This is a genomic window from Rhodococcus sp. Leaf278 (assembly GCF_001426085.1).
Lineage (GTDB): Bacteria > Actinomycetota > Actinomycetes > Mycobacteriales > Mycobacteriaceae > Rhodococcoides.
Genome location: NZ_LMRR01000017.1, coordinates 24,257 through 50,741, shown reverse-complemented (window position 1 = coordinate 50,741; position 26,485 = coordinate 24,257). Strand labels below are relative to the sequence as shown.

29 protein-coding genes are annotated in these 26,485 nt (G+C 64.1%); 15 read left to right on the top strand and 14 right to left on the bottom strand.

All coding sequences use genetic code 11. The features are described 5' to 3' along the window. The coding region (locus ASG84_RS16335) for a hypothetical protein (protein WP_057478099.1) at window positions 1–226 on the bottom strand (226 nt) is incomplete at its 3' end. A 142-nt stretch (window positions 227–368) separates the two neighbouring features. Between ASG84_RS16335 and ASG84_RS16330 the strand changes: the two genes are divergently transcribed. Further along, a complete protein-coding gene (locus tag ASG84_RS16330; RefSeq protein ID WP_057478098.1) occupies window positions 369–641 on the top strand; it encodes a hypothetical protein in 273 nt (90 codons plus the stop codon). Here the strand turns inward: ASG84_RS16330 and ASG84_RS16325 are convergent. Then, the gene (locus ASG84_RS16325) at window positions 638–1,420 is read right to left on the bottom strand and encodes an IclR family transcriptional regulator (protein WP_057478097.1); all 783 of its coding nucleotides are present in this window, start codon (window positions 1,418–1,420) and stop codon (window positions 638–640) included. The genes ASG84_RS16330 and ASG84_RS16325 overlap by 4 nt on opposite strands. Window positions 1,421–1,563: 143 nt before the next feature. Here ASG84_RS16325 and ASG84_RS16320 point away from each other — a divergent pair, with 143 nt between their 5' ends. Together ASG84_RS16320 and ASG84_RS16315 are read left to right on the top strand one after the other, a co-directional pair. Continuing rightward, on the top strand, window positions 1,564–2,325 hold the full coding sequence (locus tag ASG84_RS16320; protein WP_057478096.1) for a CoA transferase subunit A: 762 nt from the start codon (window positions 1,564–1,566) through the stop codon (window positions 2,323–2,325). Further along, window positions 2,322–2,960: a 3-oxoacid CoA-transferase subunit B gene (locus ASG84_RS16315; RefSeq protein ID WP_057478095.1), complete on the top strand. Its 639-nt coding sequence runs from the start codon at window positions 2,322–2,324 to the stop codon at window positions 2,958–2,960. The genes ASG84_RS16320 and ASG84_RS16315 overlap by 4 nt, the downstream gene beginning before the upstream one ends. A 119-nt stretch (window positions 2,961–3,079) precedes the next feature. Here the strand turns inward: ASG84_RS16315 and ASG84_RS16310 are convergent, their stop codons facing one another. Beyond that, complete coding sequence (locus ASG84_RS16310; RefSeq protein ID WP_057478104.1) at window positions 3,080–3,928, bottom strand: aldo/keto reductase; 849 nt, start codon at window positions 3,926–3,928, stop codon at window positions 3,080–3,082. Between the two features lie 54 nt (window positions 3,929–3,982). Here ASG84_RS16310 and ASG84_RS16305 point away from each other — a divergent pair, with 54 nt between their 5' ends. From ASG84_RS16305 to ASG84_RS16285, 5 genes are all read left to right on the top strand, one after another. Beyond that, the gene (locus ASG84_RS16305) at window positions 3,983–5,656 is read left to right on the top strand and encodes a phospholipase D family protein (protein WP_057478094.1); all 1,674 of its coding nucleotides are present in this window, start codon (window positions 3,983–3,985) and stop codon (window positions 5,654–5,656) included. Window positions 5,657–5,700: 44 nt separating this feature from the next. Further along, entirely contained in the window at window positions 5,701–6,654 is a 954-nt protein-coding gene (locus tag ASG84_RS16300; protein ID WP_235581695.1) for a PfkB family carbohydrate kinase, read from the top strand. After that, window positions 6,651–7,400, top strand: a complete 750-nt coding sequence (gene surE, locus ASG84_RS16295) for a 5'/3'-nucleotidase SurE (RefSeq protein WP_057478092.1) — start codon at window positions 6,651–6,653, stop codon at window positions 7,398–7,400. Before ASG84_RS16300 ends, surE begins: the two co-directional genes overlap by 4 nt. A gap of 90 nt (window positions 7,401–7,490) precedes the next feature. After that, complete coding sequence (locus ASG84_RS16290) at window positions 7,491–8,528, top strand: M4 family metallopeptidase (protein WP_057478091.1); 1,038 nt, start codon at window positions 7,491–7,493, stop codon at window positions 8,526–8,528. Window positions 8,529–8,537: 9 nt separating this feature from the next. Then, window positions 8,538–8,819, top strand: a complete 282-nt coding sequence (locus ASG84_RS16285; protein ID WP_057478090.1) for a protealysin inhibitor emfourin — start codon at window positions 8,538–8,540, stop codon at window positions 8,817–8,819. 17 nt (window positions 8,820–8,836) lie between these two features. Here the strand turns inward: ASG84_RS16285 and ASG84_RS16280 are convergent, their stop codons facing one another. Genes ASG84_RS16280 through ASG84_RS16270 form a run of 3 tightly spaced genes read right to left on the bottom strand, consistent with a single transcriptional unit; the run spans window position 8,837 to window position 11,914 of the window. After that, the gene (locus ASG84_RS16280) at window positions 8,837–9,547 is read right to left on the bottom strand and encodes an NADPH-dependent F420 reductase (RefSeq protein WP_268793488.1); all 711 of its coding nucleotides are present in this window, start codon (window positions 9,545–9,547) and stop codon (window positions 8,837–8,839) included. Beyond that, a complete protein-coding gene (locus ASG84_RS16275) occupies window positions 9,534–11,024 on the bottom strand; it encodes a flavin-containing monooxygenase (protein WP_057478088.1) in 1,491 nt (496 codons plus the stop codon). Before ASG84_RS16275 ends, ASG84_RS16280 begins: the two co-directional genes overlap by 14 nt. Window positions 11,025–11,047: 23 nt before the next feature. Next, window positions 11,048–11,914 carry an SDR family oxidoreductase gene (locus tag ASG84_RS16270; protein WP_057478087.1) on the bottom strand — a complete coding sequence of 289 codons (867 nt, stop codon included), beginning with the start codon at window positions 11,912–11,914 and terminating at the stop codon, window positions 11,048–11,050. 73 nt (window positions 11,915–11,987) lie between these two features. On the opposite strand from ASG84_RS16270, the gene ASG84_RS16265 reads away from it, so the two are divergent. Then, entirely contained in the window at window positions 11,988–12,632 is a 645-nt protein-coding gene (locus ASG84_RS16265; RefSeq protein WP_057478086.1) for a TetR/AcrR family transcriptional regulator, read from the top strand. Window positions 12,633–12,639: 7 nt separating this feature from the next. On the opposite strand, the gene ASG84_RS16260 is transcribed toward ASG84_RS16265, so the two are convergent. Further along, on the bottom strand, window positions 12,640–13,638 hold the full coding sequence (locus ASG84_RS16260; protein WP_057478085.1) for an EamA family transporter: 999 nt from the start codon (window positions 13,636–13,638) through the stop codon (window positions 12,640–12,642). Window positions 13,639–13,677: 39 nt separating this feature from the next. On the opposite strand from ASG84_RS16260, the gene ASG84_RS16255 reads away from it, so the two are divergent. Further along, window positions 13,678–14,211: a CGNR zinc finger domain-containing protein gene (locus ASG84_RS16255; RefSeq protein WP_057478084.1), complete on the top strand. Its 534-nt coding sequence runs from the start codon at window positions 13,678–13,680 to the stop codon at window positions 14,209–14,211. A gap of 113 nt (window positions 14,212–14,324) precedes the next feature. Next, window positions 14,325–14,606, top strand: coding sequence for a hypothetical protein (locus ASG84_RS16250; RefSeq protein WP_057478083.1), 282 nt, complete (start codon window positions 14,325–14,327; stop codon window positions 14,604–14,606). Window positions 14,607–14,739: 133 nt separating this feature from the next. Here the strand turns inward: ASG84_RS16250 and ASG84_RS16245 are convergent, their stop codons facing one another. The 3 genes from ASG84_RS16245 to ASG84_RS16235 all read right to left on the bottom strand — a co-directional run bounded on the left by ASG84_RS16245 (window position 14,740) and on the right by ASG84_RS16235 (window position 17,046). Next, entirely contained in the window at window positions 14,740–15,975 is a 1,236-nt protein-coding gene (locus ASG84_RS16245; protein ID WP_057478082.1) for an AGE family epimerase/isomerase, read from the bottom strand. A 27-nt stretch (window positions 15,976–16,002) separates the two neighbouring features. Further along, on the bottom strand, window positions 16,003–16,560 hold the full coding sequence (locus tag ASG84_RS16240) for a dihydrofolate reductase family protein (protein ID WP_057478081.1): 558 nt from the start codon (window positions 16,558–16,560) through the stop codon (window positions 16,003–16,005). 75 nt (window positions 16,561–16,635) lie between these two features. Continuing rightward, complete coding sequence (locus ASG84_RS16235) at window positions 16,636–17,046, bottom strand: RidA family protein (protein ID WP_057478080.1); 411 nt, start codon at window positions 17,044–17,046, stop codon at window positions 16,636–16,638. A 79-nt stretch (window positions 17,047–17,125) separates the two neighbouring features. On the opposite strand from ASG84_RS16235, the gene ASG84_RS16230 reads away from it, so the two are divergent. Continuing rightward, window positions 17,126–17,494, top strand: a complete 369-nt coding sequence (locus ASG84_RS16230; RefSeq protein WP_057478079.1) for a winged helix-turn-helix transcriptional regulator — start codon at window positions 17,126–17,128, stop codon at window positions 17,492–17,494. Between the two features lie 4 nt (window positions 17,495–17,498). On the opposite strand, the gene ASG84_RS16225 is transcribed toward ASG84_RS16230, so the two are convergent. The 3 genes from ASG84_RS16225 to ASG84_RS16215 all read right to left on the bottom strand — a co-directional run bounded on the left by ASG84_RS16225 (window position 17,499) and on the right by ASG84_RS16215 (window position 22,155). After that, window positions 17,499–18,590 (bottom strand): spore photoproduct lyase family protein, encoded by a 1,092-nt coding sequence (locus ASG84_RS16225; RefSeq protein WP_057478078.1) that lies wholly within the window; start codon window positions 18,588–18,590, stop codon window positions 17,499–17,501. 73 nt (window positions 18,591–18,663) lie between these two features. Then, window positions 18,664–21,189, bottom strand: a complete 2,526-nt coding sequence (locus tag ASG84_RS16220) for a putative bifunctional diguanylate cyclase/phosphodiesterase (protein WP_057478077.1) — start codon at window positions 21,187–21,189, stop codon at window positions 18,664–18,666. 384 nt (window positions 21,190–21,573) lie between these two features. Beyond that, on the bottom strand, window positions 21,574–22,155 hold the full coding sequence (locus ASG84_RS16215; protein ID WP_156399555.1) for a hypothetical protein: 582 nt from the start codon (window positions 22,153–22,155) through the stop codon (window positions 21,574–21,576). Between the two features lie 71 nt (window positions 22,156–22,226). Between ASG84_RS16215 and ASG84_RS16210 the strand changes: the two genes are divergently transcribed. Then, a complete protein-coding gene (locus tag ASG84_RS16210) occupies window positions 22,227–23,336 on the top strand; it encodes a hypothetical protein (protein ID WP_057478075.1) in 1,110 nt (369 codons plus the stop codon). A 47-nt stretch (window positions 23,337–23,383) separates the two neighbouring features. On the opposite strand, the gene ASG84_RS16205 is transcribed toward ASG84_RS16210, so the two are convergent. After that, window positions 23,384–24,418: an AraC family transcriptional regulator gene (locus tag ASG84_RS16205; RefSeq protein WP_057478074.1), complete on the bottom strand. Its 1,035-nt coding sequence runs from the start codon at window positions 24,416–24,418 to the stop codon at window positions 23,384–23,386. Window positions 24,419–24,554: 136 nt separating this feature from the next. Between ASG84_RS16205 and ASG84_RS16200 the strand changes: the two genes are divergently transcribed. Together ASG84_RS16200 and ASG84_RS16195 are read left to right on the top strand one after the other, a co-directional pair. Then, window positions 24,555–25,322 carry an SDR family oxidoreductase gene (locus ASG84_RS16200; RefSeq protein WP_057478073.1) on the top strand — a complete coding sequence of 256 codons (768 nt, stop codon included), beginning with the start codon at window positions 24,555–24,557 and terminating at the stop codon, window positions 25,320–25,322. Continuing rightward, window positions 25,319–26,443, top strand: coding sequence for a phosphotransferase family protein (locus ASG84_RS16195; RefSeq protein ID WP_057478072.1), 1,125 nt, complete (start codon window positions 25,319–25,321; stop codon window positions 26,441–26,443). The genes ASG84_RS16200 and ASG84_RS16195 overlap by 4 nt, the downstream gene beginning before the upstream one ends. Window positions 26,444–26,485: the final 42 nt, after the last annotated feature.

The window sequence follows — 26,485 nt, the reverse complement described above, 5'->3', positions numbered from 1 at the left end:
GGGCAACACCGACCGAGATGTACGATTCGGCGACCGTCGCCGAGCAGCCCAACGCGGCCGCCATCTCGGTGCGCCCGTACCGGCTGTAATGCTTGAACTTGGAATCGTGGGTGATCCAGGTCCGATGAACGTCGTAGCAGGCGGCAATCTTGCGGAACGCATGCTGGTTTTCTGCCTGCGCAGCGGCGGTCAACGCCTCCAACGACACGATCGGTACTGCACCCATTTTTCACCCCCCGGTGAGCAACTATTCAGAACATGCGTTCGAACTGAATGAAGACTATCTCGACCCACCGACAAGAACGCGCAAGCCGCAAAAAGGTCGGCTGGCCTGCCACTATTCGCCGAATCGTTCTACACTCCGACCCATGACCGAGCCCGACTCCACAGCGGCTGAGCTGGCCGCGTTACGCGCCCAGGCAAGCGAAGGCGATCAGGATGCACTCGACCAGTTGGTCGAACTCGCAGGCTCTCGGAACGACCTCGACGAACTGCGCTCCCTCGCCGACGCAGGCAGTACCGATGCCGTCGACATCCTCGTCGAACTTGCCGGAGAACGCGGTGATCGCGCCGAACTGCAGAGACTGGCGGAAGCAGGCAGCCAGGACGCCGCAGACATTCTGGACGAGCTCGACAGCTAGCCGGGGCTGGGCCGCTCCCCCAGTTGCACTGTGAGTCGGTGCGCCGCGTCGAGGAGCATCTTTCCCAGCTCCCGTCGTCGATCGTCGCGAAATCGCGTCTCGACACCCGTCAAACTCAGCGCCCACGCCGGCTTCTCGGCGCGATCGAACACGGCGGCACCGAGTCCCCAGCTACCCTCCACGAGCAGTGCCGGATTGACGGCAAATCCCGTGGTACGGGTATGCGTTATCCGTCTGCGTATCTCCGCCGCGCAGTGGCTCTCCCCCCACTCCGACACCAGGTCCACGCCATCGAGATACTCGTCGACCTCCCGATCCGGTAAATGCGCGAGAATGGCCAACCCTGCGGATGCCACTCCGAGCGGCAGCCGAATTCCCTCGTAGAGCACGTGCGAGCGCAGGGGAAAACTACCCTCCACTCGAAGTAAGCACACCGTCTCCGAACCACGTCGAGCAGACAGGAAGGCACTCTCACCACTGTCGGTCGCCAACGCCTGCACCACTTTTCGCGCTTGGTCCGTGATGTCGTACCGCAGAGCCGCCATGGACCCCAGCAGGTAGATCTCCGGTCCCAGCGACCAGCGACCGGTACCGGCGTCGCGATCCACGAATCCCTGCTCGGCGAGTGTGGACAGCAAGCGGTGGGTGGTGGGCCGCGCGATGCCTGCCGCCCGCGCGAGGGCCGTGGTGGAGGCCCCGGACGGCTCCTCGGCTCCGGCTGCACGCAGCAACGAACAGATCTTTCCGATCACACTCGCGTTGGCTTCCGCTGACGTCACCCCAGGATCATACGTCCACTCAATGGACACCAACTGCAGAACTGTTCATCGAACGAGCAATCCGGGCCATTCCTGCCACATCGAACTGCAGCTCAGGTTCACTGACAGTCATCGTTTGCTCAACGAACACACCAGGAGTTCTTGTGACAGGAAAGACCTACGCGTCCGCTGCCGACGCGGTCGTGGACATCGGCCGTGGGGCGACCATCGCGGTCGGCGGCTTCGGGCTCTGCGGTATTCCGGACGCTCTCATCGAGGCCATCGCCAACACCGACGCCGACGAGCTCGAGGTGTTCTCCAACAACTGCGGCGTCGACGGCTACGGACTCGGAATACTGTTGGCCGCCGGACGTATTCGCCGAGTCACCGCCTCGTACGTCGGAGAGAACAAGGAGTTCGCCCGGCAGTATCTCGCCGGAGAACTCGAGGTCGAACTGACCCCTCAGGGCACGCTCGCCGAGCGACTTCGCGCCGGCGGCAACGGCGTTCCCGCATTCTTCACCCCCGCCGGGGTCGGCAGCCCCATCGCCGACGGCGGAATGCCGTGGCGCTACAACGCGGACGGTTCGGTGTCCATCGCATCGCCGCCCAAGGAAACTCGGGTGTTCGGCGACAAGCGCTACGTCCTCGAAGAGTCGATCAATGCCGACTTCGCGCTGGTGCACGCCGAAACTGGCGACACAGCAGGAAATCTCGTGTTCGACAAGACCGCGATGAACTTCAACCCCCTCGCCGCGATGGCCGGCAAGATCACCATCGCGCAGGTCGAGAATCTCGTGGAGCCGGGCGAGATCGACCCAGCACACGTACATCTGCCCGGCGTGTTCGTCCAACGCGTCGTCCACACCGGCCCCCAGGACAAGCGCATCGAAAAGCGCACCGTCAGTTCAGGAGTTCGAGCATGAGTGCAGGATGGACCCGCGAACAGATGGCCGAACGCGCGGCGGCGGAGATGGTCGACGGCGAGTACGTCAACCTCGGCATCGGACTGCCGACGCTGATCCCGGGCTACCTGACCGATGACGTCAAGGTCACCCTGCACTCGGAGAACGGCATCCTGGGTACCGGGCCCTACCCCACCGAGGACAAGGTCGACGCCAATCTCATCAACGCGGGCAAGGAGACCGTCACCGTCAATCCCGGTGCCGCATACTTCGATTCGTCCCTGAGCTTCGGCATGATACGCGGCGGACACATCGATACCGCGGTACTCGGCGGCATGCAGGTCTCCCGCACCGGCGACCTCGCCAACTGGATGGTCCCCGGCAAGATGGTCAAGGGCATGGGCGGCGCGATGGACCTCGTACACGGTGCCCGACGTGTCATCGTCGTCATGGAACACACCGACCGCGAGGGCAATCCGAAGATCCTGGACGCGTGCACTCTGCCGCTGACCGGCCAAGGCGTGGTGGATCGCATCATCACCAACCTCGCCGTCATCGACGTGGTCGGCGATGGCACGCTCGAACTGGTGGAACTCGCACCGGGTGTGACAGCCGAGCAGGTCACCGCCGCTACGGGATCGACTCTGAAGCACTGATCACCTGAAGCACCGATCGAACGAAGCACCGAGAGAACGAAGCACCGAGAGAACGAAGCACCGAGAGAACAACTGTGGGCCCGAACGTCCGAAGACGTTCGGGCCCACAGTGTTACGAACTAGTCCGGAATCATGTCGAACGTGTCCGGGTTCGGTCCGTTACGTCCCTGCTCACCCTTGTCCAGAGCCGTGATGGCGTCGACATCGGCAGAGCTGAGCTCGAAGTCGAAGATCTCGAAGTTGGCCTTCACCCTCTCCGGCGTCACCGACTTCGGGAAGATGATGTTGCCGCGCTGAATGTGCCAGCGGAGCACCACCTGCGCGACGGATTTGCCTGCAGCGTCGGCGATTCGCTTCAGTTCCGCGTCGTCGAGGACGTTGCCCTGGGCGATCGGCGACCACGCCTCGGTGGGGATGGCGTGCTCGCGGCCGTAGGCCCACACGTCGTTGTTGACGAAGTACGGGTGCACCTCGATCTGGTTCACCGCGGGGACCGTATCGGTCTCCTCCGCCAGGCGATCGAGGTGGGCGGGCTGGAAGTTGGAGACACCGATGTTGCGGGCGCGGCCGTCGGCTGCGAACTCCTCCAACGTCTTCCACGTGGAGACGAAATCGCCGTCGTAACGGGTGGGGAGGGGCCAGTGGATGAGGAAAAGGTCGACGTAGTCGGTTCCGAGGTCGCTGAGCGTCTTGTCGAATGCCGAGCGCGCGTCGTCGGGTCGATGGAAGCCGTTGTTGAGCTTGCTGGTGACGAAGACCGATTCGCGATCGAGTCCGGAGTTACGGATGCCCTCGCCGACCTGCTTCTCGTTGCCGTACATCTCGGCGGTGTCGATGTGCCGGTAGCCGATCTCGAGCGCCGTTTCCACGGCCTTCGCGGTCTTCTCCGGGTCGATCTGGAAGACACCGTAGCCGAGCTGGGGAATCTGCTTGCCGTTTCTGAGCGTGACGTTGGGTACCTGAGTCATATCGCCGGGGTGCCCGCCCACTGGCGCGTTCAAACCGGGTGAAATGATGCCCACGTGATAGTGCAGCGCATCCGGCGCGTCGTCGACGGAGTTGCCGAGAAGTTCGGCCGGTCCACCTCCGCTCTGATCGCCCCCGAGCGCGATTTCGACCCGGCGCACCCGTGGTTCCTCACCGCGCCCGAGCGTGGCAACGACGACACCCGGATTTCGGCGTGGACCGAGGGCAACCGCGTCGAGAATCTGGTGCACGGCAAGACGTACTTCGCGGCGCTCGCCGGGGCACTCGAGCAGACCGAGCGCGACGATCTGGTGCTGTTCACCGATTGGCGCGGAGACCCGGAGCAGCTGCTCACCGACGACGGTGTGACCGTCGAGGATGCCCTGGCCGCCGTCGCGCACCGCGGTGGCGTCGTCAAAGGCATGGTGTGGCGCTCCCACATGGAGACCCTGGGTTTCACCGGACCGAAGAACCGCAAGCTTGCGCTGCGGCTGGAGGAAGCGGGCGGCGAGGTCATTCTCGACCAGCGTGTGCTGGTGACCGGAAGCCACCACCAGAAGTTCGTCGTCATCCGGTACGGCAGGAAAGATCTGCCCGACGTCGCGTTCGTCGGAGGCATCGATCTGGCCCGTGCTCGACGCGACGATGCCGATCACTTCGGTGATCCCGTCTCTCGTCCCTTCCCGCCCGAGTACGGCGAGATTCCCGCCTGGCACGACGTGCAGGTGCAGATCGAGGGCCCGGCGGTACGAGACGTGGAGGACGTCTTCCGCGAACGCTGGGAAGATCCCGCGGCTCTCTCACGCCTACCGTGGCATGCGATACCCGACTTCCTGCGCGGAGTGACGCGTGAGCCGTCGGAACTTCCTCCTGCTGCGCCGGCTCCGGATCCACAGGGCACGTGTTCGGTGCAGTTGTTACGCACCTATCCCCGCCGACGCCCCGCATACCCGTTCGCCACGAAGGGCGAGCGCAGCGCGGCCCGCGCGTACGCCAAAGCGCTCGACAGGGCCACCGAGCTGATCTACATAGAGGATCAGTACCTGTGGTCGGTCGACGTCGCGAGGGTGTTCGCCGCGGCACTGCGGCGCAAGCCTGACCTGCGTTTGGTGGTGGTGGTTCCCAAACACCTCGACGACGACAGCAACTTGACCATTCCTTCTGCGCTGCTGGGACACTCGGCCGCGCTCGGGGTCATCCGCGCGGCCGGTGGTGATCGCGTATTGGTACTCGACATCGAAAACGACCGTGGCATACCGGTATACGTGCACTCGAAGGTCTGCATCATCGACGACGTGTGGACCGCGGTGGGATCGGACAACTTCAATCGCCGCTCCTGGACCCATGATTCGGAGCTGACCGCGGCCATCGTCGACGAGCAGCGTGACGATCGGGCACCCTTGGACCCGGCAGGCCTCGGCGACGGTGCCAGAACCCATGCACGCAACCTCAGACTCGAACTGATTCGCGAGCACCTCGGACGGGCCGACGGCGACGACGCAGACCTCGTCGACCCGCAGCAGTTCTTCGATGTGATCGCGGCCAGCGCGACCGCTCTGGACAACTGGCATCGCAACCCGTCCGCGAAGTCCCGGCCCGTCGGCCGACTGCGCAAGCACGAGATCTCGGTGCCGCCCGTCTGGCAGCAGCGACTCGCAGCGCTCGCCTACCGGTTGTTCGTCGATCCCGACGGACGCCCGATCGGGATGCGCCTGCGTCGTCGATTCTGATGTGCTTGCCGTTTCGGACCTGACAAATCGGGCATTCGCCATCGGTGCCTTCTTCCTCTCGTACACCCACTGCCCTCGTCTTCGCACCGTCTCCGCTTCTGACGGTGACTCTCGACGCCGCCCCGAACGGCAGTACCGAACTGCACGTACACGCAGGTGGTCAGGGTCATTGGATCGCCCGGATGGCGTCGGTGCTCGGTCTCGATGTCACGCTCGCCGGAGTCTTCGGCGGCGAGATCGGCACGGTACTGCGCGGTATCGTCGAGAGTGAGGGCATCTCCGTCGTCTCCATCGATATCGGCCAGGAGAGTGGCTCCTACGTGCACGATCGACGCAGCGGCGAACGAGAGGTGCTGGCCACGGTGGATCCACCGCCGTTGGCCAGGCACGCGCTCGACGATCTGTTCGGCGCGGCACTCGCCACCGGCGCCCGCAGCGACGTCGCCATCCTCGGCGGTCCGCATGCCGACGAGATCGTGCCGCCCGAGGTGTACGAGCGGCTGTGCGCAGACCTCCGTGCGCTCGAGGTACCGGTGATCGCCGACCTGTCGGGACCGACGATGCAGGCCGCGATCTCCGGCGGACTCACGGTGCTCAAGGTCAGTCACGAGGATCTCATCGCCGACGGCGAAGCCGAATCCGAGGACCCCAAGCACCTGATCGATTCGATGAAGAAGATGCACGACGCCGGAGCGGAGGTCGTCGTGATCTCCCGGGCGGGAGATCCCGCGTTGGCATTGGTGGACGGAGACGTACTCGAGATCGTCACCCCGGGTCTACGGATGGTCGACCATCACGGCGCAGGCGATTCGATGAGCGCCGGTATCGCCGCTGGAATTGCTCAGGGAATGTCGATGCCGGAGGCGCTACGACTGGGCGGAGGCGCGGGCACCGCCAACGTCACCCGCCGCGGACTGGGCAGTGGCCGAAAAGATCTGGTGCTCGGGCTGACCGAATCGGTGGACGTTCGCCCGTACGGCAAGGCGGGCAAGAAATGAGAGCCCTGATCACCAACGACGACGGCGTGCGAAGCGACGGCATCGCCCTGCTGGCACGGGTGGCCCTCGATGCCGGCCTCGACGTTGTGGTGGCCGCACCCCACGAGGAGCGCAGTGGCGCCAGCGCATCGTTGACGGGAATGGGCGTCGACGACCACCTCGGTATCGAAGTGACCGAGATCGAGGGGCTACCCGATGTGACGGCCTACGCGGTGCAGGCCTCGCCTGCCCTCATCGCGTTCGTCGCCACGAGAGGAGCGTTCGGCGACGCCCCGGACCTCGTGCTCTCGGGTATCAATCACGGCCCCAATACCGGTGCTGCCGTTCTGCATTCGGGAACGGTGGGCGCGGCGCTGACCGCCCTGACGCACGGGGTTCCTGCTATGGCGTTGTCCTCGCTTGCCACCCGGCCGTCGCACTGGGAGACCGCCGAACACGTCGCACATCTGGCCGTGACCTGGATGGTCACGCACCTGACCGTCGATGCCGTGGTCAACGTCAACATTCCCGACGTTCCCCTCGCCGACTTCGCCGGCATCGTCCCGGCGTCTCTGGCTCGCTACGGCGCGGTGCAGGCCGAAATAGGAGACCGTGGAGAGGATTTCGTCACCGTCCGGTTCGACGCGATCCACGCGGAGGACGACGACTCCGACGCCTCCTTGCTGGCCCGGAACTGGGCGACCGTCACCGCGCTGCGTCCCCCGAGCGAGGTGGAGAGCATCGATCTGTCGACGCTGCGTGAGTGAGTCTGCGGTTGGAGATCAGGAATTGTCGGTGGTCTCGGGCACACTGGAAACCATCACCGCACATGCCACGGACCTAGGGGGTCACCGCGTATGACGTTCCATTCGGTAGTTCCACCGTTTCTGCTCGAACGGCTCCAGGGAGCCGGTGCCCGCGCAACACTGCTGGCCGACCGCGAGATGCGGGCCGGACGAGAAGTCGTCCAGGCACGTACCGCCATCGCGCCGCGGACCGGCGGCACACTCGAACGCACCATCTCCGACGCGAAATCGACCCGCGACCTCCCGGGCCGGCAGGTTCGCGCCGAGGGTGAGGACCCCACCGGCGATGCCGCGACCGACGAGGCATACGACGGTCTCGGCGCGACCTACGCGTTCTTCCAGGAGGTCTACGGCTACTCGAGTCTCGACGGCAGCGGCCTACCGCTCGATGCGACGGTGCACTACGGCCAGGACTACGACAACGCGTTCTGGGACGGCTCACGCATGGTGTTCGGCGACGGTGACGGTGAGGTGTTCGCGCGATTCACCGTCTCGGTCGGCGTCATCGCGCACGAGCTCGCACACGGGTTCACGCAGTACACCACTCCGCTCGAGTACAAGGACCAGGCCGGCGCACTGAACGAATCGGTCTCCGATGTGTTCGGCGCACTCGTGGAGCAGTACACCGCGAAGCAGAACGCCGAGGACGCGTCCTGGCTGATCGGTGAAGGTCTGTTCCTGCCTGCTGTGCAGGGAAAGGCTCTGCGCTCGCTGCTCGAGCCGGGCACCGCGTACGACGACGATGTGTTGGGCAAGGATCCGCAGCCGGCAAGTATGGACGACTTCGTCGTCACCACCGAGGACGACGGCGGGGTGCACATCAATTCTGGTATCCCCAACCGCGCGTTCGCCGTTGCAGCCACCACTTTGGGAGGTCCCGCCTGGGATCGCGTCGGGCAGGTCTGGTTCGACACGATGACCGTCGGCGGACTCGCGCCGACGGTGGACTTCGCCGGCTTTGCCGCCGCAACTCTCGCGGCGGCGAACAAGCGGTTCGGTGCCGATTCCGATGTTGCCGAGGCCGTGGCCACCGGTTGGTCTACCGTGGGAGTTCAGTCAACACGGGAGCCGAGCGACGATCGGGTGTGATCGAGGGGCATGAGCCTGCGCATCGAGGTACTGCGAACCGGCGGGATCGCTGGGATGTCCAAGCGCGGAGTGGTCGAGACCGACGAGCCGGAATGGCAGTCGCTGGTCGAGGCTGCGCGCCCGTACCTCGCTGAGCCGCCCCCACCCGAGCCGGCCGAGTCGCAGGCCCGCGACACCTTCGTGTGGAACGTGTCGGTGGGCGAGCAATCGTGCCGGGTCGGCGATTCGGCCCTGACCGGTCCCCTACGCGACCTCGCGGAGCGCACGCTCCGCGAGGGCCGCATCAGGTAAGCCCTGCAGTCGGGCCGTCAGGCCTTCCACTCCTCGCTGCGCTCTTCGGTTGCCTGGCTCAATGCCTCGATGGTGGCGTCGACTCCGAAGTCCTTGCCGTAGACCGGCGAACCCGGCTGCTGTCGCCACGAGTCTTCGAGAGTTCCGGCATCGACCGGGTCGAAGCCGAGCTGGTCGATGACAGTGAACACGAACTTCTTCGAGTCGGCGTCGTTACCGGCGATCGGCAGCGCGATACGCCCATCGGTCCCGGCCGGTACGCCCTTCTCGAGCAAGTGCTTGTACCAAATTCCGTTGAAGGCCTTGATCACCGGCTCACCGAGTTGTTGGGCCACCCAGACGCTTTCGGGTGTTCCGCCTTCGATCTCCTCGATGAGCCCGTCGCGCTGTTGCGGGTAGTAGTTGTTCGTTTCGATGATCGGCGCTCCGGCCTTGCGAGCACCGGTGATTCCCGGAGCGAGATCCGGAACGTTCTTCTGCGGGATACTCAGAATCACGAGGTCTGCATCCTCCGCGGCATCCGCGGCCCACACCGCGGTCGCTCCGGTTTCTGCCGCCAGGTCGGCGAGAGTCTCCGGATCACGCGAGTTGGAGAACCGAACCTCGTGACCGAGTGCTGCGAGTCGGCGCGTGAGCGTGCCACCGATCTGTCCACTTCCGATGATGCCAATTTTCATGTCCGGAACAAACGATCCAGGACGAGATCTATTCCCGTCAGGAACCGACAGAGACCTTCGTTCGAGGCCGCCCGAACTTCATGGCCTTGTCCACGAGCTTGCCGTACCGCAGAACCGGTAGGTCGCGGAAGTAGTTCATTCGCAGCTTCCACGGAGTTTCGCTGCCCTGCCTCGGGAAGTTGTCGACGGCGCGCAGCACGTAACCGGCGGCGAAGTCGAGGAACGGTTCTTCGTCGACGGAGGGATCGCGTTCGAGCTCGACGGTGCTGTACCCGTTCTCGTCCATGTGCACGAGGAGTCGCATGACGTAGTTCGAGACCATGTCGGCCTTGAGCGTCCACGATGCATTGGTGTACCCGACGACGAAAGCGAAGTTGGGGATTCCGGTGAGCATCATGCCCTTGTACGCCATCGTGCTGGGCAGATCCACGTCCTTGCCGTCGACGCGGAAGGTCGCGCCGCCGAGTGCGGACAGGTTCAATCCCGTTGCGGTGACGACGATATCGGCGTCGAGGTGCTGGCCGGACTTCAACTTCAGGCCGGTCTCGGTGAAGCTGTCGATGTGATCGGTGACGATCGAGACCTCGTCCTTACGGATCGAGCGGAACAGGTCGTTGTCGGGCACCAGGCACAAGCGCTGATCCCACGGGTTGTACGACGGCGTGAAGTGGGTGTCGAGGTCGTATCCCTTCGGCAGCCAACCCTCCTGCAGCTTCCGGATTCGCTTCTTCATGAATTCCGGGTACTTCTGACTCAAGGAGAAGATCAGCATGGCCATCGACACGTTCTTGAGCCGAGTCACGCTGTAGGCCAGCTTCTTCGGCAGGCGCTTGCGCAGTGTCTGCGCGATCGGGTCCTTGGAGGGCAAAGACAGGATGTAGCTCGGCGAGCGCTGCAGCAGAGTCACATGCTCGGCCTCGCGGGCGAGGTTGGGTGCCAATGTAATTGCCGTTGCACCACTGCCGATGACGACGATCTTCTTGCCCGCGTAGTCCAGATCCTCCGGCCAGTGCTGCGGGTGGATCACCTGCCCGCCGAAGTTCTCCTGGCCGACGAACTCGGGACTGAAGCCCTTGTCGTAGTTGTAGTAACCGCTGCAGGAGAAGACGAACGACGCGGTGATCGTGACGGTCTCGTTCGTATCGCTACGCTGCGCAGTGACCGTCCAGAACTGCTGCTCGCTGGACCATTCGAGGGCAACGACCTTGTGGTGGTACCGAATATGCTTGTCGACGCCGGCTTCTCGGGCAGTTTCGACGATGTAATTGCGAATGTCGGTGCCGTCGGCGATGGACTTCTCGCCCATCCACGGCTTGAAGCTGTACCCGAGGGTGTACATATCCGAATCCGAGCGAATACCGGGGTAGCGGAACAGATCCCACGTGCCACCGATTGCCCCGCGGCTTTCCAGGATGGTGTACGTCTTCCCGGGCAGATCGTGCCCGAGGTGACGCGCGGCCCCGATCCCGGACAGGCCGGCACCGATGATGAGGACATCGACCTCGGGGGTAGTCAATACGGCAGTCATGGCAACGATTCCTTCGGTGGGGGTCAGCTGGTCTTGTTGCGTGCGCTCTCGGACCTACCGAGGCGCGCTACTTCTTCGTCCATCTTGGGCAGGATCGTCGGCACGTGCTCGAGCATGCTTCGATCACCGACGCGGGAGGTGATGACGGCCTTGAACCAGGACGCGGCACCCACCCATCGCGGCACGTACACGCGACGCTTGCGCTTGGCCAGGCCGTCGACGAACGCGTCGACGCACTGCTCGACGGTCATCGTCTTGCCCAGGGGGCCGGGCAGCACCGCGAGCAAATCCTGGAACGCCGTGAGATCGGATTTGGCGTCCTGCACCATCGGGGTGTCGATCCAGGCCATATGAGCCGAGCCGACGTCGACTCCCCGGTAGTTCACTTCCAGCCGAAGCGCATTCGCGAAGTGTTCGGCCGCGGCCTTGCTCGCGTTGTAGGCCGCCAGGCCGGGGCACGGGGTGAACGCCGCGAGCGAGGAGACGACGAGGATGTAGCCGTTACGTTCGATCAAGGACGGCAGGGCCGCGCGGACGGTGTTGAACACGCCCATCACGTTGATGTCCATGACGCGTTGGAACGTGGCCGGATCCACCTGCATGATCGATCCGTAGCTGGCGATTCCGGCGTTGGCGAGCACCAGATCGATGCCCCCGTAGGCCGCGATGCCGCCGTCGACCGCGCGCTGCATGTCGTCCAGATTTCGGACGTCGGCCACGAACGCCTCGGCCTTCAGTTGCGTCGCCAGCTCGCGCAGCGGGGTCTCGTCGACGTCGACGAGTACCAGCCGGGCACCCTTGCCTGCCAGGTCACGCGCGGTGGCGGCACCGATTCCCCGTGCTGCTCCGGTGATCAGAACCACCTTGTTTCGTAGCGTCGACGCCGCCATGTTCTCCCCCTCGATCCGAATGCTTGTCTGCCAACACTTTGCATCTGATACCGAGCGGTGTCAAGATCTGTGTGTGACCAACCATCACAGTGAAGTCGGCCGCACCTACCGAGGTGCCGATCCGCAGCAGCGGCAGCAGGAGCGTCGGATCCGCCTGCTCGACGCAGCCGTCGAGGTCTTCGGCACCACCGGATACCGGACAGCGACTGTGGAGAAGGTATGCACCGAGGCCGGGCTGACCAAGCGCTACTTCTACGAGTCCTTCACCAACAGCGAGGACTTGCTGATGGCCACGTACGCCCGGGCCACCGACGCGATGCGCGAGAGCATCCTCATCGGAGCAGCCGCAGAAACGGATTCCAGCGAACAGGTACTCCGAGGGGCCCTCACCGGCTTCTTCACGTTCGTCGCCGAGCAGCCCAAATCGGCTCGAATTGCCTTCGTCGAGATCCTCGGCGTATCGCCTACCGTCGACGCGCTGTACCGCAAGACCACCACCTCGTTTTCCACGACCGTGCTACAGGTGGCCGAGACCGTGGGGTCCAGCCGTGGCCTGGCCGGGCCGAACCGTCGGACCCTGGCCATGGGTCTGGTGGGTGCCGTCCTCACCATCGCTCAGCAGTGGCTGCTGTCCCCCGAACGCGAACCTCTCGATTCCGTGATCGCGAGTGCTCACACCATCCTGGCCGCGGTGGTGTTCGGACGCGTCGACGGCTGAGCAGTTGTCAGGCCCTGCTCTGCAGCGGCTCCACCGGCTCGTCGGCGGTGACGCGTTCACCGGATTTGACGACGACGACGCCGAGCAGAATCAGTGCGCCACCGGCCAATTGGATCGGTCCCGGTGCCTGGCCGAGCAACAGCCACGCGAACACCAGTGCCGCAACCACTTCCATCAAACCCATGAACGACGCCAGCCGAGAGCCGAGGCGTCGACCGGCCGCAATTCCGAGCACGTAGGCCAACGCGGCAGTCACCACACCGAGGCCGATGATCGGAACCCACCACGGGACAACAGCATCGACGAACGCGACGTCGGTCAGCGGGGCCGCGAACGGGACGATGCCGACCAGACCGGCGGCGAGCAGAATGAGTCCACCCGCGAGCAGGCCGCCCCCAGCAAGCACGATCGGCGGCAAACCGTTGCTCTCGTCGGCCGAGAGCACCCAGTAGACGGCCGCTCCCGCCATCGCACCGAGCGCCCACAGCACCCCGACGGTGTCGACGTCCGCGCCGGAGATCAGGTCGAGCACCAGGACGAGACCCATCGCGGCCAACAGTGCGCCCACCAAAGTCAGCCGGCCGGGACGCTGCTGGTGCCGAAACCACATCCAGCCGATGACGGCCACGGGCGAGGTGAATTCGATCAACAGCGCCACGCCCACCTCCATGCGTCCGACGGCATTGAAGAAGGCGAGCTGGCAGCCGGCGACCGCAAATGCTCCGTACGCGGCGATCAACTTCCAGTTCTTGGCCAGCAAGCCCCATCGGCCGCGCAGTGCCAGGATCGACGGAATCAACAAGACGGCAGCAGCGAGCAGGATGCGCGCGGTCACCGCAGCGCCGGCAGTCCAGCCGGCGTCGAGGAGGCCGGTGGCCAGCGAGCCGGACAGGCCGAACGACGCGGCGGACGCCAACGCGAACACGAGACCGGACAGGCGCCTGGACCGCGCAGCAGCGGTGGTGGACGCGAGCTGCGCGTCTGCGTCATGAGTGAAAGCCGTCATGACATGTGACAGTAGAGGGCGGCTTGGTAAGGTGTCAATGTGCTTTTCGCTCATGACACCGAACTGTCGTTGCTGGCGGCCGTGGCGTTGGTCAATTCCGCGGAGGACCCGGACACGTTGACCACGCGCGAGGAACTGGCCGAGTTCTTCACCGAGCAGGGCTACTCCGGAAGATTCGACGGTGACGACGACGAGCTCGACGCGGTCAGAGCACTGCGGCCGACGCTGCGATCACTGCTCACCAGCAGCCGCGACGACGCCGTGGTCGAGGTCAACCGACTTCTGGCCGAGTCCTCCGCCCTGCCTCGACTGGTCCGGCACGACACACTCGACTGGCATATCCACGCCGTCGCAGACGACAGTCCCCTGGGAACCCGCATCGTCGTCGAAACCGCGATGGCAATGATCGACGTCATCCGCGCCGACGAGCTGTCCCGCTTCGACGTCTGTGCCGATCCGGACTGCAACGGTTTGGTTCTCGACCTGTCCCGAAACCGCTCTCGACGGTTCTGCAGCACCACCTGCGGAAACCGCGCGGCCGTTGCTGCATACCGGGCACGTAAGGCCCAGTAACGGGTATCACTGGAGGACCGGCGGCATATTCGACCGACTTTCGGGTAATCCTGCGATCGAGCTGATCGAAAGGAACTACCCCCATGGTCGAGAAAAGGCCTCCCGTATCAAGCATGTCCAGAGCTGTCGTGAACATGCTGGCCGTCCTCATGATATTTGCCGGAATCGCCGCAGCCGGCGGATTGATCGCAGCACTCGCCGGCGGTTTCGAGGGCTGGGCAATCGTTGCCGGCATCGCTGTGATCGCGCTGTTCACCGGCGGCTTCTTCGCAGTTCGCGAGGGCGCGCGCCGTCGGGCTCTCGAGTCCAGCCAGGTGGTCTACGCACCCGACAACACCGACCAACTGTTCGACGTCGACCCGACAACAGGTGAGCGCACTCCGCACCGGGATTAGTGCGCCACCCGCTGCCACGCGTATCGGATTCCCCACACCAGTTGTGCTCACTGTCCACAATTTGCCTCGCAAGGCCGAATCCCGTCGTTGACGGCGAATTGTGGACACTCAGCACACCTGCGACGTCGGAGAGTTAGCCCTTATCCGCCCGCAACGCCGCCAACATACTCGAGCTGTTCGCGCGGCGACTGATCCACGTTGCCTGAACCGCGTGATAGAGGTCCGGCTTTCCGCTCCACACCGCGGCCGCCGGCGAGTTGTCGGAGTCGAGTTCGTGATGCCAGGACCCACCGACGTAGTCGATGAACGATTCGGCGGCGACGTCCCACCATTCGCGATAGTCGTTGTCGTACCGATCTTCTCCGGTGTGTCGGCCCAGCGTTGCAGCAGCGGCAATTGCCTCGCACAGAACCCAGTGCAGACGCTCGGTGACCACCGGCTTCCCGGCCCAGTCGGTCGTGTAGACGAAACCGGGCGTCGGTCCGGCCTGCCAACCATCCTGCGTCGCACGGTGGTACAGGGACGCGGCGCTGGCTACGTAGTCGTGTCCGCCGGGGCTGGCGGCCACCGAACTCGCTTGAACGAGAAGCCGCGCCCACTCGAATCCGTGACCGACGGTGGCCCCGTACGGCTTGAACTGATTCGCGGTGTCGTCGCTGTTGAATTCGAGCATCGGTACCCACCCTGCGGTGAAGTGCTCGGGAATGCGATGTTCGTTGGCCTGCGACCACCCGATCACGTTGTCGCAGATGCGTACTGCGCGGTTCCGCCAGATTTCGGGTGCACCTGCGTCCGCCGCCGCCAACAGCGCTTCGACCATGTGCATGTTGGCGTTGATACCGCGATAGCCGTCGAGCTCGGTCCAGTCCGCGTTCCAGGTATCCGCGCACATTCCGTACCCGTCGTCCCAGAATCGCCGGTCCACGATATCGAGGGCTTCGTCGAGAAGCGCGCGTCCTCTCGCGTGGCCGGCCGCCGTGGCTGCTGCCGCCGCCAACACCACGAAGGCATGTGTGTAGGCCGTCTTCGTCGCTTCGGGTGACGAGGCATCGGCGCTCGACTCGAACCACCCGCCGTTCGCGTGGTCCCGCAATGTCGTCAGCAGACCGTCGAACACTCGATCGGCTTTCCTACGAGACCCGGGATACCCCTGGACCGACGCCAGGAAATGCACGTGCGCCATCCGCGCAGTGATGTAGGTCAGTGCCGGGTGATCGAGATCGGGGTTCCCCCGATCGTCCAACCACGCTGCGCCACCGGCAGGGTGCTCGAGTGAAGTTCCGAACCGAAGGAGCCGAGCTGCTTCGGCATCGAGCCACAGCTGGTGCACGGGCAAGGTCCACCACTGACGGTGCTCTCGGAATGTCATGCTTTCATTCTGCGTGATCCGGCGCGATCACCGAACCACTTTGTAACGCAAATACATCCAGCCCGTCGAGGGGAAGTGCTTCTGTTCTTCCAAAACGAGGTCCAGGCGGTGACCCACGGGAAAGTACGGCTTTCCACCACCGAGGATCGTCGGAACGAGGATGACCTCGTATTGGTCGATCGAGTCGACCAACGAGGCGGCCAAGCCCGCCCCACCGACGGCCAAGGTCCCCTCGGTCTCGCGCTTCAGTCGCTCCACTTCGGCGACGGCATCTGCGCTGCGGACCAGTCGACAACCGTCGGGCACCGCGGTGAGGGTGTCGGAGAAGATCACCCGAGGAGTCGCCTTGTAGAGCTCGGCGAACTCGGCCTCGACGGGGTCGCCGCCCACACGTTCGGGGTCGGTCCAGTAATCCTCCATGGCCTCGTACAGCCGCCGGCCGAACAGAAAGGTGCTCGTCGCCTCGGTCTGCCGGTTGGAGAATTTATGCGATTCCTCGTCGGGCACCGAGAAGTCGAGGCTGCCGGCTGGGTCCTCGATGTAGCCGTCGAGGGAAACATGCATGTTGTAGGTCAGAATGGCCATGTCACTCCTGAAGTCGGGTGGGTTTGTCAGTATCGACCGCCGCACCGGCGAGAAGTAACCGGCCTATCCGCGTATTCAGTCCAGAATGGCCGTTGCCTCGATCTCGACGAGTACGTCGGGCTCGAAGAGATAGTCCACCCCGATCAGTGATGCCGGCGGCATCGGAGTCGGCAGTCCGATCTCGTCGGCGACGCGTGTGACGCCGTCCATGAACTCACCGATCTGTTCGGGAGCCCAGTGCGTGACATAGAACGTCAGCCGGAGGACATGGTCGAAAGTTGCTCCGGCACCGGTCAATCCGATTGCGGTATTTCGGAGCGCCTGCGCAACCTGACCGGCGAGGTCGTTTTCGGCAATCGCTGACCCGTCATCGCGCCGGCCGATCTGACCACTGACGTGGATGTGTCGAGAACCCTGACCCACCGCCACGTGGTGATACGGGGTCGGTTGCATCATGCCTGACGGGGTGAATCGAGTGACGCTCATGGCGTTCCCTTCGTCGTTGAAATTCAGGTATAACGTTGATACCTGGTACACAAAGGACACTTCAAGGGAACCTGGTTTCATGACCGATACCACCGACGGCGACGCAGAACTGACGATCACCGCCCCCCACCGCGAACTGCTGGAGCAGGTGCTCGACAAATGGTCGCTGCACGTACTGAACGAATTGTGCGAGCGCCCCTGCCGATTCAACGATCTGCGCCGAGCGATTCCCGAGGTGACTCAGAAGTCCCTCACCGCAACTCTGAGAAAACTCGAACGCAACGGGATCATCGAACGCACGGTTCTGAGCACCCGCCCGGTGGCGGTGGAATATCGAATCACCCCACTCGGCAAAACGCTTCGAGCTCCCGTCGACGTTCTGCTGGCGTGGGCAACCGCGCACATGGACGACATCGAGCGAGCGCGAGACCGATTCGATGCCCTATGACGGTTCACGTCCAGTAGAGCAGCTGTGCCTCGGGCAGAACGCTACGAAGTTCGTCGGTGAACCAACTGCGCATCTCCGCCATCGTGTCCTTCGGATAGACGTATTTGACTCCACCGAACTTGTTTCTCTTCGCGGTGCGAGCATTTTCGTCCATTTCCAGTTTCGTTCCTGGATACCAGCTCAGCAGCACGTCTTTGCTCGACGGCGTGAACCGATGAGTGATGATTTCGGCGGTCAGGTCAAGGTCGGGGACGTCGCGCAACGCGTACGCGACATCTGAGAGCAGCCGGCCGTATTGCTCGCGCCACTGCGGAATCGGCATGATCGGCGCGATGGTCAAGCCCACGCGGTAACCGGCCAGCGCCAAGTGTCGAAGCGCGGCGATGCGGGCAGGCATGCGTGCAGTGCCACCCTCGAATCGGTGTGCGATGTCATCTGCGTTGACCGACAAGCGAACTCGAGTACGTCGACCGTGATCGAGCGTCACCAGCTCGTTGACGTCGTCGAACTTGGTCGTGAAACGCAGCGATACGTCGTCGCCGTACGCACCCGCGCCTACTCTGCGAATGGCCTCCGCAAGGGACCCCGTCACGTGTTCGATCCCCAACGGATCTGTGTAGCAGGACAACTCGAAGGTGGTGCCCTCATGGCCCCGTTCCTCGGTGCCGGAGGTGATGGAACCGCGGCCGGCATGCGTACCGATACCGGCCAAGACGTCGTCGAGATTGGCAAACACTCTGGTGATCGGGGGGCCTGACAACGAGCCCGCGAGATAGCAGTACTGACAGTGCGCCGGGCAACCCTTCGCCAGATCGATACGCCAGTCTGCACTCGGCGGAATGGGTTGGGGTTTCAACACACTCGGCGGCGCGACCACGACGGCCATGGTCGTCTTGGCACGCGCGTAGGTCTCTCGTTCGGACTCACCACGCAGTCCGGTCAGACGATCTCCCGGGAGGATGTCGATGTCGGCAACCCCTGCCGCCTCGCAACGGCGAAGGATTTCCGCAGTGTGCGGCAACTCGGACGCGGACTGGGTGACCAGGACACGAGAGGGCGTCCAGAGTCGAGTGGGGGCAACCAGGAGATCATCCATTACCCGTGTTCAACACAGCCGAGCGCGCAAAGCTTCCCGTTCACCGCCGTTCACCGCCGTTCACGCGAGAAATTCAGGAACCCCAGCTGTCCGACGGGATCTCGTTCGGTCGACCCAACAGGTAGCCCTGTCCTCGAACGGAATTCGGCAATGCATCGAGTTGGTCGAGAGTCTCGATGCCTTCCACCACACAACCCAGATTCAGATCGCGGGCGAGATTGATGATCGCCAGAACGATGCTGCTGCTCGTCGAATCGCTGGTCATGGTGGCGGTGAACGAACGGTCGATCTTCACGGCGCTGACCGGGAGAGTGGCGAGGTACCGCAGGCTCGCGAACCCGGTGCCGAAGTCGTCGATGGCGATTCCTACCCCCGATGCGCGCAGTTCACCGATCTGACGCAGCATCGAAGAACCCGACTCGAGCAGCACCGACTCCGTCAGCTCGAGGACAAGATCCACCGGTGCCATGTCGTGCCGAGCGAGGGCTGCACCCACCGCTGCGGACATGTCGACGTGTTGAGCCTGCCGGGCACTGAAGTTCACTGCCATAGTCACCGGGGCGTTGGACGCAGAGGTGGGCGGGTTCGCGGAGCGCCATTGCACGAGAGTGCTCAGCGCGTCGTCGAGCACGCGCTCACCGAGCTCGGAAATGAGCCCGGTGTCCTCTGCCACCGGGATGAACCTGTCGGGTGCGATGTCTGTTCCGTCGTCGTCGCGCAAGCGAGCCAGCGCCTCGAAACTCGCCAGTTGCCGACTCTCGAGGTCGTAGACGGGCTGATAAGCGACGCTCAGCCTCGCTGCACCGGTCCGTCCGGAATCGAGTGCACTCCGCAGAGTCTGCTCGACATAGGCACGCTCGAGCGCGTTCGCGCGCAACGCGTCGTCGAACAGTTCGATTCGGTCCTTGCCGAGTTGCTTCGCCCGGTACATCGCGGAGTCCGCGTCCCGCAGCACCTCCTGCGCGCTTGCCCCCTTACGAACCAGCACCATCCCGACACTGGCGGACACCACGTACTGACGTCCTCGATGAACGATCGGCTCCGCGAGCACCGTTCGGATGCGCTCGGCCACGCGCTCGGCCAATCCGCCTCCCGCTCGCTTGCCGAATCCGCGGTCGGCGGGCAGCGATTCGATGACGAGCACGAACTCGTCACCACCCACTCGGGCGATCGAATCGTTGGCTCGCAGCACAGAGCGCAAACGTCGAGCAACCTCTACGAGTACCGCGTCACCGGCAGCGTGCCCGCCGGTGTCGTTGACTCGTTTGAATCCGTCGAGATCGCAGAACAACACCGCAGCAGCAGCCCCCGTACTCGCGCCGCGCTCGATCGCCGAGCCGATTCGGTCCAGCAACAGCATCCGGTTGGGAAGACCGGTCAACGGATCCTGCAGGGCTGCCCGCTCCAGGGCGCGCTCTGCCTCCACGACGTCGGTCACCTCCCGCACTACCGAGAGCACCTCCGCCGCGGCACCCGACTGCCCATGCCGAAACGGGGTGCTGCGTCGTGAGAGCCACCGCACGGTGCCGTCGGACGCCCGTACCCGATACCGAATGGTGATGCTTTCACCCTCCGGCAGCGATACCGCTTCCCGGTCTGCGGCCCGGACGACGTCGACATCTTCTTCGACCACCCCGTCCAGTCGATCCTCACCGGCACTCGCATCGTCGGGCAGACCGAGCCCGTTCCACGGTGCCCGATCTTCGTCGACCGATCCGTCCGCGGGCGGTCCGTCCAACAGCGATCCGAGGCTACGAGAAGCCCACGTCACACGCCCGGTGTCGACGGCCGTCACGGTGGTGATGTCCGGAGAAGCCGTCAACACCGCGTCACGAAAAGCTCGGGCCTGTTCGAGCTCGGATCGTGCCTGCCGCTCGGCGGTGACGTCCTCGGACAGCACCATCGCGCCGATGATCCGACCTGAACTATCACGCAGCGAACTGGCCTTCACCTGAAAAATTGCGCCCGTTCGCACACTGACCGTGTCGAAAGAGGACTCTGTGCCGGCGAGAGCCGACCGATAGTGCGGCTCGAGTCGGGCATAGACATCCGGTGGCACGATGTCCCGGAGCAACTGCCCCTCCATCCGTTTCGGGTCGTAGCCCTCCTCCACCAGGTTCGCACCTTCTACGAGGACGAATCGCAAATCCGTATCCACAAGGAAAACCGCTGTGTGCGGCAGATTCGCGGCCAGTTGTCGGTACCGGGCTTCGCTGGCAACGTCGAACATCGCAGGCGAGCCGAGCAACGGACCGTAGAAGCGACGCATCCCCAGGTAGACGACACCGGCGATCGCCGTCGACGCCGTCACCGCAACGTCGACGCTTCCACCCATCGACTCGCGCATCGCGTCGAGCATGCTCGTGTCGGAGCCTGCCCCGAGATGCGAGGCGTGACTGTCGAACCCCGCCAGCAAGTGCACCGCGTGAACCAGGTGATGAGCGGCGCAGGTCAGGAAGATCGCTGCCGTCGCGACCGCCAACCGGTTGGTTCGGAGCTGCCCTGTTCGCAACAGTCCTCTGACGATGAACAGCACGATTCCCAGATATGCCGCCGCGGTGATTCCGTTGAGAATCACCACCGAAAGCCATCCGCTCACGGTGACACTTCACCCGATCGGAACGAGAGACTTACGTCTCGGTTCGACTCGGCATCGACGACTGGAACCACGCGCCCCCCAGGGTTGTAGCTCTCCGCGCAGAATGCCCGAGCCGGAACCGGAGTCGATATGTCCCCACTCGAAACCCGAGTCGACCAGCACTTCAGCGCTTTGTTGTTGCGCGAAGGCTATCCCACTCCGATTCATACCGTTGCTATTGTCTCAGCTTCGAAGAAGATTGTTGCCCTGGTGATTTCAGACTTGTGCGATGCCGGCAACGACCGGTCGGGCCCCCCTGCCACGTAGAACTCTATCTGCAAACCGCCAGCAATCGCTACCGACGCGGCTGTTCAGGGCTCGGCCTTCAGTCACGGAGTCACGGAGTCACGGAGTCACGGAGTCGACTGGGACGCGTCGCACCCTCAGGTGGATCAGCGCGCGCCCAGTCAGTTGCGCGGCGCCCAAGGCAGTCGCAGCCGCAAAGTACGCCGAGGAGTCCAGTCGATCGGCGCACCGCCTCGCTGAGCTGTCCAGTGAAATCGGACCGAATTGCTGACGCGCCTCGACGGGAAAGTCGTCTGGGAACTGGGCGGTGAGCATGTCATCGGGTCGCGGGTCCACTACGGACCCACAGGCGACCCTCCGTGGGTCCGTGGTGTCACCGACGCGAATGCTTTTGTCCCCGAACAACTCTCTTCCCGCTATTCCGAAGAGGCCGAGGGCGCAGACGCTGAGGACGACGGCAGACGTCCAACGCCATATTTGCCGTCGCCGCCCCATCGATATTTCGGAGTAGGGCTTCGACCATGCGACGAGGGCGGCCACGGCCACCGCAGTGATCCCGACGGTCCACCACCACTCGCCAGTCATGGCAAACAGCGAACCGTACAGCGACACCGGAACCGTGCACCAGAACAGCGCCGACCACGGCCACGACCGATCGCGGAGTTTCAGTACAACCGACACGTTGCGGACTGTACTTCCTGCCCAACCCTGCGGCGTTCGGGGATCAACAGCACGTGGAGTAAGAACCTCTCATGCCCTTCGCCGACGAACTCATCGGACCGGACACCGCTCGCGCGCTGTATCGGACCGTTCGCACCGCCGCACCGAGCGCTGATCTGTCGTCACTCGACGCCGCGTCAGGTCTTCTGGGCCCACTCGCGCTTCGAGCGCGCGCCGATCTTCTGCGTGATGCGCTCCTGACCGGACTGCCGGGCAACTACGTCCACTTCGCCGGCATCATCCGACGGGCAGCCACGGACCCGGACTTCCAGGGCTGGTTGGTCTGGCCGGTCACGAGCGCTGTCGCAGCGAAGGCCGTCGAGGAGAACACCACGACCGCGTTCGACGACGGGATGTCGTTGCTCGCCGAGCTCACCGGCCGACTCAGCTCGGAATTCGCCATCCGCACTTTCCTTCGAGCCGATCTGGATCGTGCTCTCGCCATCGCGCTCGACTGGACGCAGTCACCGGACGAGCACGTCCGCCGTCTGGCGTCGGAAGGGACCCGCCCGTATCTGCCGTGGGCAGTGCGTGTCCCGGAGATACTTGCGCGTCCGGGGAGCACGGTGCCGATTCTGGACCGGCTGTACCGCGACGACAGTGACTACGTTCGGCGTTCGGTTGCCAACCATCTCAACGATTTCAGTCGAGATGTCCCGGACGTCGTCGTCGGGGCCGCAGCACGATGGCTCGACGACCCGGATGCGAACACCGGCCGGCTCGTTCGGCAGGCGCTGCGGACGGTAATCAAGAAGGGAAACATCGATGCGCTTGCGCTACTGGGGTTTGCGCCGGCCGAACTGGCAGTGACGGGCCCGGCCCTCGACGTTCCGAAACTACTCATCGGGGGAAGCCTCGAATTCACAGCCTCGATCCGCAACCTGGGCCTCGAACCCGCACAGGTCGTGATCGACTACATCGTTCATCACACGAAGGCCAACGGTCGGATGACCGGAAAAACGTTCAAGCTGAGGACAACAACGATTGCGCCCGGCGAGAGCGTCGATGTGCGTCGGCGACATTCGTTCAAGGCGTTGACCACACGCAAGTACTACCCCGGCCCCCACGCGATCGAGCTCCAGATCAACGGTGTGAGTTACGGACGCGCGGACTTCGAGCTCGGGAGCGAGCAGCAACGGTGAAACGAACCGTCTGCGGAGAAAAGAGTCGACCGCGGTGCTCACGCCTGCTACTTCGGCGCGGCGGGATTCGTGGAACGTTCGGATGCGGCCATACGGAAGCGGCGAGGAGTGGTGTTCCACCATCGGTTCGCGTAGCGGCTCAAACTGGCGGGACTTTCGAGTCCGACCACGGCGGCGACCTGACTCAGTGGCAATGTTGTTGTGCGCAGGAAATGTTCGGCTTGCTCGCGTCGGGCCTCGTCGAGACACGCACCGAAGGTCGTGCCCTCGGATTCGAGATGGCGTTGCAGTGAGCGCGGCGCCATCGCCATCTCGCGCGCCGTCGCATCGAGGGAGGGTCGGACGGTTCCCAGCGTTCGCCGAAGATACGCCTTCACCCGCGTCGTCACAGCAGCAGTGCTGTTGTCCTGATGCTGCAGGTATCGAAGTGCGAGGTCGTGAGCTGCTCGACTACGGCCACTGATCTGTTGCACGGCAAGGCGATCGGGCACCCGTAGCAACGCAGCAGAACAGTGGAACTGTACGGCGGCGACGCCGAACAACGACTCGTACCGTGTCGGCTCCGCCGCGGGCGCGTGGGGAATCTCGACACTCCGCAAGCCGTACGGGCCGCCGGCAAGGTTGGTTATCGCTCGGTGTAGAAAAAGTAAGCCCATGTCGACGCTCTGCGGCGGGGCATCGACACCAGGCGGGTAACCGTAGCGATATGCGACCACACCGCGGGCCCCGTGGGGGTCGGGAATCGCTGCGACACTGAGACCCCGGGCATGCACGAACAGGTATCGCGACGTGCAGTCCAATGCTTCTCCGATCGACTCCGAGTTTCCCACCGCAAGCGCGAGCGGCCCGAGCAAGTTCAGATCCTGACGGAGCGCGACCCTCAATCCGAAATCGGGGCAGCCGAGTTCGGACGCCGCGAGTTCCAGGAGCGCGGCAACAGAGGTATCCCTGACCAAGATTTCATCGTCGTCGAGTACTCCAGGCGGGAGCCCCACGCGCGTCGTCAGCCCCACCGCATCGCCGTCCAAGCTCTCGATCACCTGCCGAACGCCGCGTAGACCCGCCGAACGCACCCATGCCATACCTGCCATCGTATGGCGGGATCGGTCACATCTGTGGCGGGATCGGTCAACTTCGACGGTCGCCGACCGTGCAGCGTGAAGGCATGGACTTCACCCCGTCAGCACGCGCCCGCGATTCGGCCGAAGGGTCCGCACAATGAACACAGCACCGAGGCCTCGGCGAGGCTCCATCGTCATCACCGGTGCCAGCGCAGGACTGGGCTCCGAGATGGCACGCCAATTCGCCGCCCTCGGTTACGATCTCGGGCTGGCTGCCCGCAGGCTCGACCGTTTGGACTCGCTGAGGGACGAAATCACAGCGCGCTACCCCACCCGCCGAGTCGAAGTCATCGAACTCGACGTCACCGACGGCGACGCGGTTCACGATGCCGTCAACCGGTTCGATGTCCTACTCGGCGGAATAGATCGACTCATCGCCAACGCCGGCAGCGGCAAGGGTGCCGCCCTGGGGACCGGCGGCTGGGAAGCCAACCGGCAGACGGCAGAAACGAACTTCGTCGGTGTTCTAGCGCAAGCAGATGCAGCGATGGGCGTGTTCCGCCGCCAACGGAGCGGCCATATGGTGCTGATCTCGTCGATGTCGGCCGTCCGGGGCATGCGTCGATCGATGACCACGTATGCCGCCAGCAAAGCCGGTGTGGCCGCTATCGCCGAGGGGTTGCGTGCGGAGAACCTCGAGGGCATCGACGTCTCGGTGATTCTCCCCGGCTACATCGCGTCGGAGATGAACGCGCATGTCCGCGAACGCACCCCATTCCTTGTCGACACCGAAACCGGAGTCGCGGCCATGGTTGCCGCGATAGAGCGTCGACGCGCCAAGGCCTTCGTGCCCGCCTGGCCCTGGGCACTGGTGGGCATGGCCATGCGGATTCTTCCACTTCGAGTAGTCAGGAAACTCACGTGAGCGGTGTTCGCAGTGAGGACGAATTCGACGTGTGCGCCGCGGCGAGTTGGATCCGTGCCAACATCGGGGCGCCGCAGCTGAGCACGCTGCTGAACGACTTGCCGACCGTGACTCAATTCTCCGGCGGCGCATCCAACCTGACCTACCTGCTGACCTACCCCAGCGGAGCCCGGATGATTCTCCGGCGTCCACCGACAGGCAGGAAGTCCGTTGGTGCGCACAACATGTCGCGCGAATTCCGGCTACAGAAAAGGCTGCACCCCCACTTTTCACTCATCGCCGAACCGTATGCACTGTGCGAGGATTCGGGGGTAATCGGAAATCCGTTCTACGTGATGGAATACGTCTCCGGTCCCATCGCGCGACGGGAGCTTCCGCAGCGACTCACCGAAGATCCGCGCGCGGTGTCCATTCTGTGCCGACGGGTGGTGGACATTCTGATCGATCTGCACGCGGTGCCGGTGGAGGACGCCGGGCTGAGCGACGTGGACCGAGGCGGCGGCTACGTCGCCCGGCAAGTGGAGGGGTGGGCCGCGCGGTACGCCGAGGCGCGCACCCGCAACGTGGGATCGTTTGCCACCGTTGTCGAGTGGTTGCGTGCACATCGACCCGAGGATCTTCCGAGTGTGATCGTGCACAACGACTTTCGGTTCGACAACATAGTGCTCCAGCCGGAGGACCCGACGGTACCGAAGGCGTTGCTGGACTGGGAGATGGCCACCGTCGGCGACCCCTTGATGGATCTCGGCGGCGCACTGGCTTACTGGGTTCAGGCCGATGACGGCTGGTTGTTTCGCCGGTTTCGTCGTCAACCCACCCACGTTCCCGGCATGATGACGCGACGTGAGGTGATCGCGTACTACAGCAGTCGCACCGGACTGCCTGTGACGGAGGAGCAGTGGTCGTTCTACGAAGTGTTCGGGCTGTTTCGACTGGCAGCGATCTGCCAACAGATCTACTACCGCTACTACCATCGTCAGACCACCAACAGCTCGTTCAGATTCTTCGGGATCGCCGTGGTAGCACTGGAATTACGCTGTCGACGCATCATCAGGCGAATCGAGCGGCAACGCCGGCGGGGTACCGCCGACTCCCCCATCGTGTCGGGAAGACCTCGATGACGACTCAGACTGCCGCACTGCTCGGTTCGAAGACCCGGAGGT

Excerpts from the sequence above, each read along its gene's own strand:
- ASG84_RS16330 (WP_057478098.1), top strand. The coding sequence starts at position 369 with ATGACCGAGCCCGACTCCACAGCGGCTGAGCTGGCCGCGTTACGCGCC.
- ASG84_RS16315 (WP_057478095.1), top strand. The coding sequence starts at position 2,322 with ATGAGTGCAGGATGGACCCGCGAACAGATGGCCGAACGCGCGGCGGCG.
- ASG84_RS16310 (WP_057478104.1), bottom strand. The coding sequence starts at position 3,928 with ATGACTCAGGTACCCAACGTCACGCTCAGAAACGGCAAGCAGATTCCC.
- surE (WP_057478092.1), top strand. The coding sequence starts at position 6,651 with ATGAGAGCCCTGATCACCAACGACGACGGCGTGCGAAGCGACGGCATC.
- ASG84_RS16290 (WP_057478091.1), top strand. The coding sequence starts at position 7,491 with ATGACGTTCCATTCGGTAGTTCCACCGTTTCTGCTCGAACGGCTCCAG.
- ASG84_RS16285 (WP_057478090.1), top strand. The coding sequence starts at position 8,538 with ATGAGCCTGCGCATCGAGGTACTGCGAACCGGCGGGATCGCTGGGATG.
- ASG84_RS16275 (WP_057478088.1), bottom strand. The coding sequence starts at position 11,024 with ATGACTGCCGTATTGACTACCCCCGAGGTCGATGTCCTCATCATCGGT.
- ASG84_RS16270 (WP_057478087.1), bottom strand. The coding sequence starts at position 11,914 with ATGGCGGCGTCGACGCTACGAAACAAGGTGGTTCTGATCACCGGAGCA.
- ASG84_RS16260 (WP_057478085.1), bottom strand. The coding sequence starts at position 13,638 with ATGACGGCTTTCACTCATGACGCAGACGCGCAGCTCGCGTCCACCACC.
- ASG84_RS16250 (WP_057478083.1), top strand. The coding sequence starts at position 14,325 with ATGTCCAGAGCTGTCGTGAACATGCTGGCCGTCCTCATGATATTTGCC.
- ASG84_RS16245 (WP_057478082.1), bottom strand. The coding sequence starts at position 15,975 with ATGACATTCCGAGAGCACCGTCAGTGGTGGACCTTGCCCGTGCACCAG.
- ASG84_RS16240 (WP_057478081.1), bottom strand. The coding sequence starts at position 16,560 with ATGGCCATTCTGACCTACAACATGCATGTTTCCCTCGACGGCTACATC.
- ASG84_RS16235 (WP_057478080.1), bottom strand. The coding sequence starts at position 17,046 with ATGAGCGTCACTCGATTCACCCCGTCAGGCATGATGCAACCGACCCCG.
- ASG84_RS16230 (WP_057478079.1), top strand. The coding sequence starts at position 17,126 with ATGACCGATACCACCGACGGCGACGCAGAACTGACGATCACCGCCCCC.
- ASG84_RS16225 (WP_057478078.1), bottom strand. The coding sequence starts at position 18,590 with ATGGATGATCTCCTGGTTGCCCCCACTCGACTCTGGACGCCCTCTCGT.
- ASG84_RS16210 (WP_057478075.1), top strand. The coding sequence starts at position 22,227 with ATGCCCTTCGCCGACGAACTCATCGGACCGGACACCGCTCGCGCGCTG.
- ASG84_RS16205 (WP_057478074.1), bottom strand. The coding sequence starts at position 24,418 with ATGGCATGGGTGCGTTCGGCGGGTCTACGCGGCGTTCGGCAGGTGATC.
- ASG84_RS16200 (WP_057478073.1), top strand. The coding sequence starts at position 24,555 with ATGAACACAGCACCGAGGCCTCGGCGAGGCTCCATCGTCATCACCGGT.